The organism is Asticcacaulis currens (genome assembly GCF_028550395.1).
Lineage (GTDB): Bacteria > Pseudomonadota > Alphaproteobacteria > Caulobacterales > Caulobacteraceae > Asticcacaulis > Asticcacaulis currens.
The window spans coordinates 324,025-339,609 of the sequence record NZ_JAQQKW010000002.1 but is presented as its reverse complement, the minus strand read 5'-3'; the positions used below and the strand labels follow the sequence as shown (position 1 = coordinate 339,609).

Annotated in this window: 14 protein-coding genes; 5 read left to right on the top strand and 9 right to left on the bottom strand. The window is 61.2% G+C overall.

The genetic code is table 11. The features are described 5' to 3' along the window. Positions 1–185: 185 nt before the first annotated feature. The 4 genes from petA (at position 186) to PQU94_RS04690 (ending at position 3,893) form a co-directional block, all read left to right on the top strand. A complete protein-coding gene (petA, locus tag PQU94_RS04705; protein ID WP_272740336.1) occupies positions 186–725 on the top strand; it encodes a ubiquinol-cytochrome c reductase iron-sulfur subunit in 540 nt (179 codons plus the stop codon). A gap of 10 nt (positions 726–735) precedes the next feature. Continuing rightward, a complete protein-coding gene (locus PQU94_RS04700; protein ID WP_272740335.1) occupies positions 736–2,031 on the top strand; it encodes a cytochrome b in 1,296 nt (431 codons plus the stop codon). Positions 2,032–2,036: 5 nt separating this feature from the next. Continuing rightward, positions 2,037–2,906, top strand: coding sequence for a cytochrome c1 (locus tag PQU94_RS04695; RefSeq protein WP_272740334.1), 870 nt, complete (start codon positions 2,037–2,039; stop codon positions 2,904–2,906). Positions 2,907–3,167: 261 nt separating this feature from the next. Beyond that, entirely contained in the window at positions 3,168–3,893 is a 726-nt protein-coding gene (locus PQU94_RS04690) for an HD domain-containing protein (protein ID WP_272740333.1), read from the top strand. Positions 3,894–3,980: 87 nt separating this feature from the next. Here PQU94_RS04690 and ychF read toward each other — a convergent pair whose 3' ends face one another. Further along, the gene (gene ychF, locus PQU94_RS04685) at positions 3,981–5,093 is read right to left on the bottom strand and encodes a redox-regulated ATPase YchF (RefSeq protein WP_126419933.1); all 1,113 of its coding nucleotides are present in this window, start codon (positions 5,091–5,093) and stop codon (positions 3,981–3,983) included. 141 nt (positions 5,094–5,234) lie between these two features. On the opposite strand from ychF, the gene PQU94_RS04680 reads away from it, so the two are divergent. Further along, complete coding sequence (locus PQU94_RS04680; protein WP_272740332.1) at positions 5,235–6,806, top strand: serine hydrolase; 1,572 nt, start codon at positions 5,235–5,237, stop codon at positions 6,804–6,806. 97 nt (positions 6,807–6,903) lie between these two features. On the opposite strand, the gene PQU94_RS04675 is transcribed toward PQU94_RS04680, so the two are convergent. The 8 genes from PQU94_RS04675 to lgt all read right to left on the bottom strand — a co-directional run bounded on the left by PQU94_RS04675 (position 6,904) and on the right by lgt (position 15,547). Continuing rightward, complete coding sequence (locus tag PQU94_RS04675) at positions 6,904–8,193, bottom strand: glycosyltransferase (protein ID WP_272740331.1); 1,290 nt, start codon at positions 8,191–8,193, stop codon at positions 6,904–6,906. An 18-nt stretch (positions 8,194–8,211) separates the two neighbouring features. Continuing rightward, entirely contained in the window at positions 8,212–8,820 is a 609-nt protein-coding gene (gene pth, locus PQU94_RS04670; RefSeq protein WP_272740330.1) for an aminoacyl-tRNA hydrolase, read from the bottom strand. A gap of 183 nt (positions 8,821–9,003) precedes the next feature. Continuing rightward, a complete protein-coding gene (locus tag PQU94_RS04665) occupies positions 9,004–9,597 on the bottom strand; it encodes a 50S ribosomal protein L25/general stress protein Ctc (RefSeq protein WP_272740329.1) in 594 nt (197 codons plus the stop codon). A 323-nt stretch (positions 9,598–9,920) separates the two neighbouring features. Beyond that, positions 9,921–11,171: a hypothetical protein gene (locus PQU94_RS04660; RefSeq protein ID WP_272740328.1), complete on the bottom strand. Its 1,251-nt coding sequence runs from the start codon at positions 11,169–11,171 to the stop codon at positions 9,921–9,923. A gap of 414 nt (positions 11,172–11,585) precedes the next feature. Beyond that, entirely contained in the window at positions 11,586–12,521 is a 936-nt protein-coding gene (locus PQU94_RS04655; protein WP_272740327.1) for a ribose-phosphate pyrophosphokinase, read from the bottom strand. 191 nt (positions 12,522–12,712) lie between these two features. Continuing rightward, positions 12,713–13,489 (bottom strand): peptidoglycan editing factor PgeF, encoded by a 777-nt coding sequence (gene pgeF / locus PQU94_RS04650; RefSeq protein ID WP_272740326.1) that lies wholly within the window; start codon positions 13,487–13,489, stop codon positions 12,713–12,715. A gap of 101 nt (positions 13,490–13,590) precedes the next feature. Further along, complete coding sequence (locus PQU94_RS04645; protein WP_272740325.1) at positions 13,591–14,664, bottom strand: class I SAM-dependent methyltransferase; 1,074 nt, start codon at positions 14,662–14,664, stop codon at positions 13,591–13,593. After that, positions 14,651–15,547: a prolipoprotein diacylglyceryl transferase gene (lgt, locus tag PQU94_RS04640; protein ID WP_272740324.1), complete on the bottom strand. Its 897-nt coding sequence runs from the start codon at positions 15,545–15,547 to the stop codon at positions 14,651–14,653. Before lgt ends, PQU94_RS04645 begins: the two co-directional genes overlap by 14 nt. Positions 15,548–15,585: the final 38 nt, after the last annotated feature.

The window sequence follows — 15,585 nt, the reverse complement described above, 5'->3', positions numbered from 1 at the left end:
TGCCGCTATAGACGGAAAGACCTCTGACAGGTAAGAGGAGCTATCTGCGTCTTGTCGGGGAAAACCACCGGCGCATTCGCAGGTCAATAAGAATTATGGCCGTCCTGTGGCGGTAAGCATTGAGGTAAGCGTCCCGCCCGCAAGGTCGGGTCGGCGCATTGAGCGCAAGACGAAGAGGTGTCAAGGTGAGCGAACCTGCTACGGATCATGGCGGTCATGGGGACCCGAACCGCCGCGATTTCATTTACATAGCCGCCGGCGCGGCCGCCGTAGGCGCGGTGGCGATGGTTATTCCGCCGCTGGTCGATCAGATGAATCCGGCCGCCGACACCTTGGCTCTGGCTTCGACCGAATTCGACCTGTCGAAGGTTCAGGAAGGGATGCAGGTGGTGATCAAGTGGCGCGGTAAGCCCTTGTTCGTCCGCTATCGCACACCCAAGGAAATTAAAGAAGCGCAGGACGTCAAGCTGACGGATCTCAAGGACCCGCAGCTCGATTCCGACCGCGTCAAAAAAGGGAAGGAACAGTTTCTGATTCTCGTGGGGTCGTGCACGCACCTGGGGTGTGTGCCGACATTCGGGGCAGGCGATTACGGCGGGTGGTTCTGCCCCTGCCACGGTTCGCACTACGATACCTCCGGGCGCATCCGCAAAGGACCGGCCCCGAAGAATCTGGCCGTGCCGGACTTCCAGTTCCTGTCCGACACCAAAGTGAAGATCGGTTAAGAGGGGCATCATGAGCGACCATCCGTCAACCTATGAGCCGAAGACCGGCGTCGAGAAGTGGCTCGACCAGCGACTGCCGATCGTTCGTCTCGCCTATGATTCGTTTGTCGATTATCCGACACCGCGCAATCTGAACTACTGGTGGACCTTCGGCGGCATCCTGTCCGTCTGCCTGATGATCCAGATTGTGACCGGCATCATTCTGGCGATGCACTACACGCCGCATATTGATCTGGCCTTCAATTCCGTCGAACGCATCATGCGCGACGTCAATTATGGCTGGCTGATCCGTTACGTGCACGCCAACGGCGCGTCGATGTTCTTCTTCGCCGTGTTCATCCATATGTTCCGCGGCCTCTATTACGGGTCCTACAAGGCCCCGCGCGAAGTGCTGTGGATCCTTGGTTGCCTTATCTTCTTCCTGATGATAGCCACGGCCTTCATGGGCTACGTCCTCCCCTGGGGACAGATGTCCTTCCACGGGGCAGTCGTTATCACCAACCTGATCGGCTCGATCCCTGTGATCGGCGGCCCCATCCTCACCTGGCTGCAAGGCGGGTTCGCGGTGGATCAGGCGACGCTTAACCGCTTCTTCTCGCTGCACTATCTGCTGCCTTTCGTGATCGCCGGTGTGGTTATCCTGCACATCTGGGCCCTGCACGTGGTCGGGCAGAACAACCCGGCTGGTGTAGACATTAAATCGAAGGAAGACACCGTACCTTTCACGCCGTATGCGACGGTGAAGGACGGTCTGGGGATGATCTTCTTCCTGATCCTCTTCTCGATCTTCGTCTTCTTCCTGCCAAACGCCCTGGGCCACGCCGACAACTATATCCCGGCCAACCCGCTGGTGACCCCGGCGCACATCGTGCCGGAATGGTACCTGCTGCCCTTCTACGCCATCCTGCGCGCTATTCCGGACAAGTTCGGCGGCGTGATCGCGATGTTCGGGGCCATCGCCGTGCTGTTCGTCCTGCCTTGGCTCGACACCTCGAAGGTGCGCTCCATGCGTTACCGCCCGGTGATGCGCTGGTTCTTCGTTATCTTTGTTGTCGTCTGCCTTGGTCTCGGCTGGTGCGGGGCGCAGCTTCCGGACGCGCCTGTGGTGCCGGGTCTGCCCAGCTTCACTCTGTTCGATGGTGAGTTTAACTCTTACCTGTGGCTGACGCGCGCGCTGACGCTCTACTACTTCGCCTTCTTCCTGCTCATCATGCCGTGGGTCGGCCTGAAGGAAGATCCGTTGCCGGTTCCGGCATCCATCAGCGAGGCCATCCTCGCCGAACACGCGAAGAAGAAGGGGGCTTAAGTCACATGTCCGCTATTATGACAAAAGGCCTTAAGGCTCTGGGACTGGCCGCTATTGCCGCCACCCTCGCTCTGTCGGCACCGGCCTTTGCAGCCGGTGGGGCCAAGCATCCGCACGCGCCCAAGGAAGGCTTCAGCTTCGAAGGGCCGTTCGGTACCTTCGATCAGGGCCAGCTCCAGCGCGGCTACAAGGTGTTCCGCGAAGTCTGCTCCAACTGTCACGCCGCGACGCTGCTGTCGTTCCGTAACCTCGGTCAGAAGGACGGTCCCTTCTACGACGAGAAGTACAAGAACCCGAACGACAACCCGATCGTCAAGCAGATCGCATCGGAGTTCGAAGTGCCGGATATCGACACCGAAACGGGTGACACCATCACCCGTCCGGCGACGCCTTCCGATCACTTCCCCAAGAAGTTCGCCAACTCTTACGCGGCGGCGGCCTCCAACGGTGGGGCCATCCCGCCGGACCTCTCGGTGATCACCAAGGCGCGCCACGGCGGTGCCCGCTACGTCTATTCGCTGCTGACCGGCTACGTTGCCCCGCCCAAGGGCCTCGAAGTCAAGGAAGGCCAGCACTATAACCCCTTCATGGCGGGCTCTCTGGCCACGCAATGGTCGGGCGACCCGCACAAGGTGCCGGTCGGTGGCGTGCTGGCCATGGCCCCGCCGCTGAAGGACGATCTGGTCACCTATGACGACGGCACCAAGGCCACCACGCATCAGATGGCTGCCGACGTCGCGGCCTTCTTGGAGTGGGCCGGTGATCCGCACGCGACGCTTCGCAAGAAGACCGGCGTAGGTGTGCTGATCTATCTGCTGCTGTTCGCCGGCGTGACCTATGCGGCGTACCGCAAGCTCTGGCACGGCAAACACTGACGCGCCGCCCTGACGGTCTGCAAACGACCGTCTTCCTGCGATCCGATGCTCACGTACTGATGTACGCTCCGCTTCGGTTCTCGGAAGCCAGTCATTTTCGACTCGTCATGACGACGCTTGACGACAAAGCCCTCGGTTCGCCGGGGGCTTTTTCTGTTGGGGGATTCAAAAAGTGATCGCTCATCGGGTGTAAAAGGGCACATTCCTTTATGATCGCGTGCTACAGATCAGGCCGAGGCAGGGGACAGTATCGAGTCGTCCATGGATTGTCAGACCCAACCCGTTTCCAAAGGCACCAGCCGGTTTCCTGATGCGCAGGCCCTGCAAAAGATGATGGCCGCGCGTCTGGCACCGTCCTTTGCGCCGCATGAGGCTCTGGCCGAGGCCTTGTTGCCGCACGTTCTGGGCAGCAGTGACGACGGTTCGCACGACGTGTCACACCTCCAGCGCGTGTTCAAGGTCGCCATGACCCTGTGTGCCGCCGAAAACGGTGAGGCCGAAATCGTGGCGGCGGCGGTCCTGCTGCACGACTGCGTTCAGGTCGAGAAAAATTCCCCGCTGCGCGCCGAAGCCTCGCGCCTCTCTGCGGAAAAGGCCGGCGAGATACTGGCAGCTCTGGGCTGGGAACCCGCCCGCAGAGAGGCCGCCACCCACGCCATCCTGACCCATTCATTCAGTGCCAATGTCGCGTCGGAAACGCTGGAAGCCAAAATCGTGCAGGACGCCGACCGTCTGGACGCCATCGGCTTTGTCGGTATTGCACGCTGTTTCTACACGGCCGGGCGCATGAACAGCGCCCTTTACGATCCTTTCGACCCCAAGGCCGAGGAGCGCGAACTGGACGACCTCAGCTTCGCGCTCGACCACTTTGAAACCAAGCTGTTCAAGCTGAAATCCGGGTTTCAGACCGCCGCTGGCCGCGATATGGCCGACCTGCGCCACGCCCGCATGAAGGCGTTTATAGAATATCTTCACGAAGAAATCTAAGACTTGGGGCCGCAGGCCCCAAACCCCGATACCTCACCGAGACGTCTCCATCTACTCCCCGTAACGGGTGCAGGGGCCGTGCCCCTGCTATACGTTAAAGCGGAAGTTCATCACATCGCCATCCTTGACGATGTATTCCTTGCCTTCCTGACGGAACTTGCCGTTTTCCTTGGCGCCGGCTTCGCCGTTGAACTTCACGAAGTCCTCATAGGCGATGGTTTCGGCGCGGATGAAGCCCTTTTCAAAGTCCGTATGGATGACGCCGGCGGCCTGCGGCGCGGTATCGCCGACATGGATGGTCCAGGCGCGCGCTTCCTTGGGGCCGACGGTGAAGTAGGATTGCAGACCCAGCAGCGCATAGGCTTCGCGGATCAGGCGGTTGAGGCCCGGTTCTTCGAGGCCAAGGGTTTCCAGAAACTCCTGACGCTCATCGGCATCGAGCAGCGCGATTTCCGATTCGATCTGCGCCGAAATGACCACCGACTTGGCGTGATCGGCAGCGGCGCGTTTGGAGACGATTTCCGACAGGTCGTTGCCCGTCGAAGCCGAGGCCTCATCGACGTTACAGACGTACAGGGCGGGCTTGGAGGTCAGCAGTTGCAGCATCTCCCACGCCTTGGTGTCTTCCTTGCTGATCTTACCTTTCTCGTAGGCGACGCGGGCCGGGCGGCCATCGCGCAGTTCGGCCAGAGCGGCATGGATCAGCGACACCGTGAGGGCTGCGTCTTTGTCGCCGCCTGACTTGGCGCGCTTTTCAAGCTGTGGCAGGCGCTTTTCCAGGGATTCCAGATCGGCGATCATCAGTTCGGTTTCGATGATTTCCAGATCAGCCAGCGGGTCAATGCGGCCTTCGACATGGGTGATGTCCGTATCGACGAAGCAGCGGGCCACAAAGGCGATGGCGTCGCAGTCGCGGATATTGGCGAGGAACTGGTTGCCGAGGCCTTCGCCCTTCGACGCGCCGCGCACCAAGCCGGCAATATCGACGAAGTTGATGCGTGCTGGGATGATTTCCTTCGAGCCGACGATCTTGGCCAGCACCTCAAGGCGCGGCTCCGGCACGGCCACTTCGCCTGTGTTCGGTTCGATGGTGCAGAAGGGGTAGTTGGCAGCCTGGGCCGAAGCGGTCTGGGTCAGGGCGTTGAACAGGGTGGACTTGCCGACATTGGGCAGACCGACGATTGCGACTTTCAGGGCCATGGGATTCCAAGCGGAAAAGAGAGAAATTGGCCCGCTGCCTAACGCATTTTCCCGGTAATGGCCAGTGGTTTAGAGGCGGATATGCTTGCGTAACCGAAATGACGCGGAGTAGGCTGTCGTATCTATTGCAAGGATATGACCATGCTGCGCACCGACCGCCGTTCGTTCCTCACCCTTAGCGCGGGCCTTGCCGCGGCGACGGCCCTGCCGGCCGTTGCGCAGACCTCCGACACGGCGCAGATCGACGCCATTGTCGAAGCCTTTATGGCGAAGTTTGCCCTGCCGGGCGTGGCCGTCGCCGTCATCCGGCCCGGTCAGCCCGACTATGTTAAGGGCTATGGTGTTCGCACGCTCGGCAAGCCTGACGAGGTCGATGAGCATACACAGTTCGGCATCGCGTCGAATACCAAGGCCTTTACGGCGGCGGCTCTGGCCCTGCTGGTCGAAGAGAAAAAGGTCGAATGGGACGCGCCGGTCGTGCGCTATATCCCCGAATTCAAGATGTACGACCCGGCCCTGACACCGCTGGTGACGGTGCGGGATTTGCTGTCGCACCGGGCCGGACTGGGTCTGGGGCAGGGCGATCTGATGCTGTTCCCGGAGTCGGACCACACGCGAGAGGATCAGCTCAAGGGCGTGTCGTTCCTCAAGCCGCAATACCCGTTCCGTTCGGGCTATGCCTATAACAATGTCATGTTCACCATCGCCGGTCTGGTCATCGAGCGGGTGTCGGGTCAGACCTATGAGCGCTTTGTGACCGAGCGTCTGCTGACGCCCTTGGGCATGGCCGATACGGTGCTGGGCTGGCCCAATGTGACCAGGAACAATGTGGCCGGGCGTCACGCGCGCCTGACCGGCCCGCTGCGCGGCATGGGCGACTATAAGGTGGTGTTACCCGAAGAGACCCTGTCCTTTTCACCGGCGGCGGGGCTGGTCACCAGCGTGGCGGGCATATTGCCGTGGCTGCATACGCAACTGAAAAAGGGCGTGATGCCCAACGGTCAGCGGCTGTTTTCCGAGGCCTCGTCGCGCGAAATGTGGAAGCCCAACACGATGGTCGGGGCCGGAGCGGGGCCGACGCCGGAGATGCCGACCGCAGCTTTGTTTCGTACCTATGGTCTGGGCTGGTTCATTCAGGATTATCGCGGGCTGCGGCTGGTCTCGCACTCCGGCGGGCTGGTCGGGCAGGTAACGCAGCAGGCCTTGCTGCCGGAAAAGGGCATAGCGGTCGCCGTCTATACCAATGTCGAGGATGGGGCGAGCGGGCAGATTCGCAACGCCATTCTCGACCTGCTGATCGGGGCGCCCGCCTACGACTGGCTGAAGGCGGCCGTCGAAGGCACGGCCAAGGCGGCGGATAAGGCGCTGGCCGATGCGCCGAAAGTCCAGCCGGGCGGACCGTCCCTGCCGTTGTCGGCCTATGCCGGCACCTATCGGGATGCCTGGTACGGCGATGTGACGGTGGCGGTGAGCGGCAAGGGCAAGACGGCGCGCCTGATGCTGGATTTCACCCGCACGCCGCGCCTGAAAGGGTCGCTGGAGGTGTTCGGGCCGGACGTCTTCCGCACGCGCTTCCCTGTCGGCTGGGGCGAGGACGCCGTGGTGACGTTCGAGGTAAAGGACGGCAAGGTCGCAGGCATGAAGCTGGTGGCCTATTCGCCGCTGGCCGATTTCAGCTTCGACTATCAGGATCTCGATCTGCGGAAGATATGAGCAGGTGGGTAACAAGTCATTGACTTAAAAACCCCCACCACCGCATCTCAGCTTCGCTTCGTGCGGTCCCCCTCCCCAACAAGTTGGGGAGGTATAATTAAACCGTCACCGACAGGCTTTGCATAAGGCGCTCGGCGGCGCGTTCGGCCCCGTCTTCCTGCGCCACGACGGCGGCCGCAGAGGCGGCCTTGCCGGCGAAGGCGGTGTCCGAGAGCAGGCGATCCAGCAGACGAATGGCCGAGTGCTTATGCCAGCGGTCAAAGGTGATCGACAGGCCAGCCCCCAGACGCTCGATGCGGCGGCCATTGTCAAACTGATCGCCAAAAACCGGCGTGACCAGTTGCGGCCGCCCGGCGCGCAGGGCCTGAGCGGTGGAGCCGATGCCGCCATGATGGATATTGACGCGGGCGCGCGGCATCAGCAGCGAATGCGGCGCATAGGGGACGCAGAGAATATCCGGTCCGAAGTCGTCATTGAGCAGCGGGCTTTGACCGCCGACCAGCAGCACGGCGCGCTGACGCAGCGCCTTTGCCGCCTTGACCGCTGTGCGGTAGAAGTCCTCGCCATCATAGACCGCCGTAGAGCCCAGACTGAAAACCAGTGGTGCCTGACCGGCGGACAGGAAGGCTTCCAACTGCGGCGGCAGTTCGCTACGACGACCGTCTTCCGAGTCGAAGAAGGGGAAGCCGACGATCTCGGTATGCGGCGGGAAGTCCGGCGCCACATCGCCGATGAGGGGCGAATAGAGGCCCAGCGTCATCTGATCCGACTGTACCCCGCCGAGGCCGATCTCCATGTCGATGCCGTATTTGGCGTAGATGGCGCGGATGGGCGCGAGGCAGCCCGCCAGCTTCTTTTCGCCGATCCAGAAGATGGCGCGGTTATATTGCCGCCCCAGTTCGGTACGCGGCGACAGCACCAGAGGCGCGTCCTTCAGCTTGGGCGGATCATAGGCCGACAACATGACAGCCGGTTGCAGGGCGACGGTCGAGAAGGGGCGGCCTTCGAGGCGCGCCGCCAGATGCGCCGTATAGGCATAGGAGGAGGAAACGACCAGATCGGCCTGCCGCACAATGGGCCGCAACTCCGACAGTCCCTGCTCGATATAGGGGGCCACGAGATGCTTCAGCATGAAGCCGTGGTCTTGCGAAAAATGGCGGATGATCTGCGCGGCATCTATGCCCAGATTCTGGCGATAGGTTTCCATGCTGGGGCCGCAGGCAAGGAATTTCAATCCGGCGGCTTCGACCTTGCCTTCATAGTCGGGGTGCGAGGCCAGGACGACAGACACCCCACGGCGTTTCAGCGCAAGGCCCAACGCCATGAAGGGATGCAGATCCCCCAGCGAACCAAAGGTCGTCAGAACGATTTGAGGCGCGGTCGGCATCGTCTAACCTTCTAAGTCCTACTGAACGACTTTTTTAGGATCGAATTTCGGAGCCGGGCTCAAACGCATCACTTCGGTCATGTATTTTTCACTTTCCCCCAAGAGCGCCAGAGGTAGCGCCTTGACGCAGGCGTCACACAAACGCTCAACCCAGTCCTCGGCCTTGTAGAAGTCCGACAAGACCCAGCTATGTACCAGTTCCTTTTGTCCGGGGTGCCCGATTCCCATGCGCCCGCGCACGAAATTCGGCCCCAGATGTCCCATAATGGAACGTAAACCATTATGGCCCGCATGGCCACCGCCCATTTTCAGCCGGAAGCGTCCCGGTGCCAGGTCCAGTTCGTCATGGAATACAAGGATGTGGTCGGGTTTGATCTTATAAAAGGTCGCCGCTTCCAGTACCGCATTACCCGAAAGATTCATGAAGGTTTGCGGTTTCATGGCCAGTATCTTCGCCGGCCCCTTGGGCGTATCGACCGACCCTTCGGCGACTTCGGACTGAAACTTCTTGCGCACCGGACCGAAGTCGGGGCTGTCGATCAGGCGGTCAATAAACATGAAGCCGATATTGTGCCGGTTCTTCGCATATTGCGTGCCTGGATTGCCAAGACCAACGACAAGAAACAAGGCGGGCTCCGATCAGCTCAAATCGATTCCGTACTCAATGAACGGTGATCTAATCAAAAAAATGGCAGAACGAACATGCCGAAATGCACAGACCCGGAGCGGATTCGTCGGGTTGCACACAGAAATAAGCCCTGTCCTTAGGGTAAGGACAGGGCTTTATCCTATTCCGTGTAAAAGCCCTTATCAGGCTTCGGCGGAAGCTTCTTCGCTCTTTTCAGCGGCCGAGGCGGTGATCGAGGCGATCACGACGTCCTTGCCCTGAACGGCGGTGACGTCCGACGGCAGGCTCAGATCGCCGACGTGGACCGAAGCGCCGATGTCGAGACCCGACAGGTCCACGATCACGTCTTCCGGAATGTGACCGGCGGGCACCTGAATTTCCAGCTCGTGGAAAGCCACAGTCAGGGCACCGCCCTTTTTCAGGCCCGGCGAGGCGTCGTGGTTCTTGAAGTGAACCGGCACGTTGATCTTGATGGTCTGGGTTTCATCGACGCGATAGAGGTCGAAGTGAACCGGCACATCGGTGACCGGGTGGAAGTCGATCGCCTTGGCGATGACCTTCTGGGTCTCTTCGCCGTACTTCAGCGTGACGAGGTGACCGGCCAGCTTGCCCGTGTAGAGCGCCTTGCGGAATTCATTGAGCTTCACGGCGATGGCCACCGGAGCCTTGTCACCACCGTACAGGATGCCCGGAACCTTGCCTTCATTGCGGGTGGCGCGGGCGCCGCCGGTGCCGGTGCGCTCACGGATTTCAACGTCTAGTACGATATCGGCCATTAGCCTGTTCCTCAAACAAAATGCGCCGCGTCGGTTTCAATGCCCGCCCTCTGAAACCTCCGTAAGGGAGGCGCGGGCAACACAATGGACACGGCGTGGGGGAGACCCCGAAAATCTCAAGAGGGCGCGTAGATACACGCTAACGTCCCGATACGCAACCGCCGAAAACCATCAAATTTGTGGTTTTGATAGCAAAACGGCGCGTCGCGGCTGCCCGAAAGCCGAAAAATCCCTCAAGGGCTTTCTGTGGTCGCCCTGAGGGATTTTTCCTCGATATATTAAAGACAGCCGCTCATGAGGGAAACGGGTTTCCCTCATGACGCCTAAGACGACTTCTTCTTGGCCGGCGTGGATGCCTTTTTGCCGGAGGTCTTCTTTGAGGCCGTTTTCTTGACTGGCTCCGGCTTCAGATACGGCTTGGCATTGGCGTATTTCAGTTCCTCGGTGCCGTCAGCCTTCAGCGTGACCTCGCGGTCCGGCGACAGGTTGAGGGCATTGGAGGACAGTTCGCCGATGCAGTTGCCGGTGTCCATCATGATGTGCTGACCGACACAGAAGACGTCGTCGAAGTGAAAGCGCGACGCCGCCAGGCACTGGTTGAGGTTCAGCTTTGATTCGCCAAGGCAGCGCGGGGCCTTCTGTTCGTTGAGCAGGGCTATGACGGCCTCTTCATTGGGACCAGTGCCTTCGCCCAGAATGGAGATGGCCGCGATGGCCAGGGCACGGTTGACGCCGTAGGTATAGGGCGTGTTGAACAGGGCCTCGTGATCGAAAGACCCCGCAGCGGTGCCGGTGCTGCTCAGCGGTTGTGCGGCCGAACCGGACGAAGCTGTGGCATTATAGGCGGCCGCATCTGCCGTCGCCCCGCCCGTATTGGCGCGGGTCGTCAGGCCTTCACCCGTCAGGGCGGCCGTCAGCAGCTTCGCACTTTGATCGGAAACGACGCCGCGGCTGGTTGAGGACGACAGCTTGGTGGCGGCCAGACGGCCCGCCGGATCGCTCAGCACGCCCTTGGACCAGGCCTGCTTCTGGATCGCGTAGGCCGCCTGCTTCATCGCCGTGCCCTTGGTGTAGAGCATTTCGCCGTCCGAAGAGAGGGCAAGGATCACGCGTCGCGCGGCAATATTGGCACCGGGTATGCCCGCCGCATAGCCGGGGTTGCTGAACAGCTTGGTCACCAGTTCCTGACGGGCGGTCGCGTCGGCGGCATAGGCGCGCAGTTGTGAGCGGAAGGCCGGTTCCTGCATGGCGACGATGGCGGCATAGGCGATCGCGCCCCGCGCCAGTTGCTTGGGCTCATAGGAGGCACCCTGGCTCAGCTTGGCCTGAACCATGGAGGCGTCGTTGAAATCGGGGCTCATGCCGCGCGCCTGTTCGACATAGGCGACATAGACCGAAGCGGCATCCGAAATGGCCGGGGCCAGCGACACCGGCGGGCCAGCGGATGCGGGCGGTGGCGGGGGAGGCGCGGGAGGCGGTGCATCGGTCTGACAGGCGGCCAGGCTGAGCGCCATAATCGACGCAGTGACGGCCAAGAAGATCGGCCTGCGGCCGGTTCCGGTCGTGAATTTCATACTAAACTCCCCAAAACGGATGCCCGAAGCGGCGGGCGAAATGCGAGACGTCGGTTGTCGGGGCTGGGCCCCCGGGCGCAGAAAAACAGAGGCTGCGCCAAAGCGTCTGCACATCTGTTCTTTATGTCAGGTGCTACGGGTCGGACCATTTGCCCCACCCGGACGGCGAGGGCATGATACCGGCAAAACGGCCGACCACAAGGCTGTCAGGAATAATTCAACTGACAGCAGAAGTCCTCATAAAAGCGCCAAAAATATGGCTTTTTTAACCGTGCACGTCCGTGAGTCGCCGGAAAATGGAAATAACATTTCTGTGAGACGCGCGCTGCGCGACAGGGTTAATATCGCCCTAATTTAAAATAAAAAGGGCGTCTGAAAAGACGCCCTTTTGGCGGTGGGCAATGGACCGTGCGATCAGTCGAAAAGTTTGGAAACGGACTCTTCGTTGGCGATGCGGCGGATCGCTTCGCCGATCAGCGGGGCAACGCCCACAATGCGGACCTTGGGGTGGTTGCGCACATGTTCCGGCGCTTCGATGGAGTCTGTGATGACCAGTTCCTTGAGCACCGAAGTTTCGACGCGCTCCATGGCCTTGCCGGACAGGACGCCATGGCTGATATAGGCGGAAACCGAGGTCGCCCCACGGTCGATCAGCGCCTTGGCCGCATTAACCAGTGTGCCGCCGGAATCGACGATATCGTCGAACAGGATACAGTTGCGGCCGGTCACGTCCCCGATGATGTTCATCACTTCGGATTCGCCGGCGCGCGGACGACGCTTGTCCACGATAGCCAGATCACCGCCCAGACGGTCGGCCAGAGCGCGGGCGCGCACCACGCCGCCGACATCCGGCGATACGACCATGATTTCATGGGCATTGGGATAGTTGGCCTTGATGTCCTTGGCCATGAAGGGAATAGCCACCAGATTATCAGTCGGGATGTCGAAAAACCCCTGAATCTGACCGGCGTGCAGGTCCATGGTCAGGACGCGGTGCGCGCCGGCGCGCACGATCAGATTGGCCACCAGCTTGGCCGAAATGGGGGTGCGGCCGCCGGTCTTGCGGTCCTGACGGGCGTAGCCGAAATAGGGGATGACAGCGGTGATGCGCTTGGCCGAAGCCCGCGTCAGGGCGTCGATGCAGATCAGCAACTCCATCAGGTTGTCATTGGCCGGATAGCTGGTGGACTGAATGACAAACACATCCTCACCGCGCACGTTTTCGTCGATGGTGACGAAGATTTCCTTGTCGGCGAAGCGTTCGATGCGCGCCTTGGTCAGGGGCATGTCGAGATAGTCGCCGATGGCCTGAGCCAGCAGTCGGTTGGAATTGGCCGATAGCAATTTCATGGGGAACCTGTGGGGCGGCAGGGTGGGAAACACGTGCGTGTTTTACATGCGGCGGCTTTTAACAGGTGCGATCCGTGGGGCAAGCCCGATTCGTCGTAAATCCTTAAAATTCTGACTGGATTGAGCGGGGTTGCGGTCCTGCGTCCACAGGGCGACGACGCTTAATCGTTTCACAGGCTCGGGTCATAGTCTCAGGGGCGCAGCATGATGGCGCTGATCAGGCGGCCATAGTCCGGCTCCTGCCGCAGGAAGCCCCGGCGGTTGGAATGGAACAGGGCCTCTTCGGCGCAGGTGTCGTGGCCCGTGGTCGCAACCTGCGTCAGGCCCAGCCGCTTCAGCCGCATCATGCAGAAGCCCGGCAGGTCGAAATAGCGCTTGTCGGCGGTCTTACCCGCAATAAAGAAGGCGGCACTGTCGGCGTCTTGTGCGCAGAAGGTCTCTTCGTAATCGGCCGACACCTCATAGGAGGCCTGCGCGATGCAGGGGCCGATGACGGCGCGCAGGTGCCGGGCTTCGGCCCCTTTTGCCAGAAGTGCTGCGTATTCGGCTTCGATCATGCCGCCCAGCGCGCCCTTCCAGCCCGCGTGGCAGGCTCCGACGACGCCATTGACCGGATCGGCCCACAGGATGGGGGCGCAATCGGCTGACAAAGCCCCCAAAATCAGGCCGGGGGTGGTGGTGACCAGACCATCGGCTTCCGGACGGTCTTCCGTTGGCCACGGGCCATCGACCGTCACGGCGATTTTGGAGTGCACCTGATAACAGTTGAGCAGACGCGCCTCCGGCTGGCCAAAGCTGGCGGCGACGCGACGGCGGTTCTCAAGGATATTGTCGCGAGTGTCCTTGGAGCCTTGCCCGACATTCAGCGACTCGTAGGGGAAGGGTGAAACGCCGCCCAGCCGCGTGAAAAAGCCGTGCTGGATATTCGGCAGGTCAAGGAGCGGGTGCAGGATACGGGGCAGGGTCATTATAGTGCCTGTGAAATTAAGAGCCCCCACCACCGCATCTCCGCTTCGTTTCGTGCGGTCCCCTCCCCAGTAAACTGGGGAGGTATGAAGGCTAAGCTGTACTAGGCCTCGGCGTGAATGGGCGCAAGGCCTGCCAGCGGCAGGTCGCGGGGGTAATGGATGGCCAGCACCTTGAACAGTTCGCCCATCTCCTCCGCCGCGATCAGGCGATGCACCTGCCGCGCCAGCCGGTCGGTGTCTTCCGGGTTTTTTGCGCGCAATTCGTCAAAGCGCTCGATAATGCCGAGGCGTTGCAGGAAAACACCCTGAGGTGTGATCTGGCTGACCCCCAGTCCCATATTCAGCGCCGTCACCGCCAGTGACGGAAAATCCGCCCACTGGGTCAGGTCGTGCGCGCCGGGGTCGGCCAGCGGATCGGTCTTTTGGTGGCGATAGAGGGCCTGAAGCGTGTCGCCGGGTTCGGGGCGGTCGCGGCCGTAGTCGATAAACAGCGCTGCTCCGGTCGCCTCGTGGATCAGCGCGCCCACCGCCTCGATCAGGCGGTTTTGTGCCAGAGAGACTTCGCAGACCTGACCCACTTCGGCGGCGAAGGGGGCGGTGAAATCCTGCGGTGCGGGGACAAGGCCGATGACCAGCTCGCCCTCGTGCAGGCCAACGCAGCGCTCATACCAGCCGTCGGGCGTCAATTGAAATTGCCGCGCCGGCAGGCAGTCGAGCACCTCATTAGCGATGATCAGCAGAGGCGCGTCGGTCGGCACTTGGTCGAGGCTGTCGTAGTGGCGCACCTCACCCAGTCTGGCCGTCTGTACGGCGCGCAGAGGCTGCGAAGGCTCGATCAGACCGATCTCGACGGCCTGCGCAAAGGCGGGCAGGGCGCGAAAAGTCCTCAGCAGGTCGCTCATCAGCGTGCCGTCGCCAGGGCCGATTTCAAGGACGCGAATCTTGGCGGGCGCGCCCATATCCTGCCACGCCTGCATGGCCCACAGGGCGAGGCGTTCACCGAACATCTGCGACACCAGGGGCGCGGTGATAAAGTCGCCCTCTTCACCCAGAGCCGGGCGCGTGGCGTAATAGCCTTCCTGCGGATCGAACAGGCAGGCCCACATATAGTCGGCGATGGTCAGCGGGCCTTCGAGCCTTATCTGCTCGATCAGGCGTGTCTTAAGCGAGGCCATCAGGCGCTTTCGTCTCAAGTGTCGCCGTAAATCCGGCGGGCAGGGTCTTGCCGCGCAGGGCCAGCCAGATGGCGATGCCGCCGCCAATGATCATCAGCAGCGACAAGGTCTGCCCCATGGTGATGACGTGTTTGAAGAAGGGCAGCATCTGGGCGTCGGGTTCGCGCACAAATTCGACGAGCACGCGGGCAAGGCCGTAACCCGCAACGAATACGCCCATGATCAGGCCGGGCTGACGCAGCCTGCGCCAGACGTGCACCAGCAGATAGCCGACGACAAACAGCACGATCCCTTCCAGTACGGCCTCGTATAGCTGGCTGGGGTGGCGCGGCAGATAGCCAGCCGGGCAGACACCGCCATATTGCTGAAGGAGATATTTGTTACAGAAGACCATACCCCATGGGGCGTCTGTGGTACGGCCCCACAGTTCGCCATTGATAAAATTGGCAATGCGGCCAAAGAACAGACCGATGGGCGCGGCGCAGGAGAGAAGATCGCCCAGGGTCCACGGGTTGATGCGGTGACGCCGACTATAAAGCACGCCCGCGATACAGACCCCGATAAAGCCACCGTGGAAGGACATGCCGCCTTCCCATACCTTGAAGAATTGCAGCGGGTTTTTCAGGATGGGCGCCAGATCGTAGAACAGCACATAGCCAATGCGACCGCCCAGAATGATACCGAGCGCCATCCAGATAATCAGGTCTTCGAGGTTTTCGCGCGACAGGGGCGCGGGGTAGGGCGCCCACAAAGACTCCTTGCGGATCAGTTGCGTCAGGTACCACCAGCCCACCGCTATACCCGCAACATAGGCCAGAGCGTACCAGCGCAGGGCCAGCGGCCCTATGTGCAAAAGGACGGGATCAATGTCGGGCAGGGTCATGCTCAGAAACCTGTGAACTGTATTCAATGACCTAAAGG

Coding starts and splice junctions, on each gene's coding strand:
- lgt (WP_272740324.1), bottom strand. CDS start 15,547: ATGACCCTGCCCGACATTGATCCCGTCCTTTTGCACATAGGGCCGCTG.
- ychF (WP_126419933.1), bottom strand. CDS start 5,093: ATGGCCCTGAAAGTCGCAATCGTCGGTCTGCCCAATGTCGGCAAGTCC.
- PQU94_RS04655 (WP_272740327.1), bottom strand. CDS start 12,521: ATGAAATTGCTATCGGCCAATTCCAACCGACTGCTGGCTCAGGCCATC.
- PQU94_RS04695 (WP_272740334.1), top strand. CDS start 2,037: ATGTCCGCTATTATGACAAAAGGCCTTAAGGCTCTGGGACTGGCCGCT.
- pgeF (WP_272740326.1), bottom strand. CDS start 13,489: ATGACCCTGCCCCGTATCCTGCACCCGCTCCTTGACCTGCCGAATATC.
- PQU94_RS04690 (WP_272740333.1), top strand. CDS start 3,168: ATGGATTGTCAGACCCAACCCGTTTCCAAAGGCACCAGCCGGTTTCCT.
- PQU94_RS04680 (WP_272740332.1), top strand. CDS start 5,235: ATGCTGCGCACCGACCGCCGTTCGTTCCTCACCCTTAGCGCGGGCCTT.
- PQU94_RS04645 (WP_272740325.1), bottom strand. CDS start 14,664: ATGGCCTCGCTTAAGACACGCCTGATCGAGCAGATAAGGCTCGAAGGC.
- PQU94_RS04660 (WP_272740328.1), bottom strand. CDS start 11,171: ATGAAATTCACGACCGGAACCGGCCGCAGGCCGATCTTCTTGGCCGTC.
- PQU94_RS04675 (WP_272740331.1), bottom strand. CDS start 8,193: ATGCCGACCGCGCCTCAAATCGTTCTGACGACCTTTGGTTCGCTGGGG.
- PQU94_RS04665 (WP_272740329.1), bottom strand. CDS start 9,597: ATGGCCGATATCGTACTAGACGTTGAAATCCGTGAGCGCACCGGCACC.
- PQU94_RS04700 (WP_272740335.1), top strand. CDS start 736: ATGAGCGACCATCCGTCAACCTATGAGCCGAAGACCGGCGTCGAGAAG.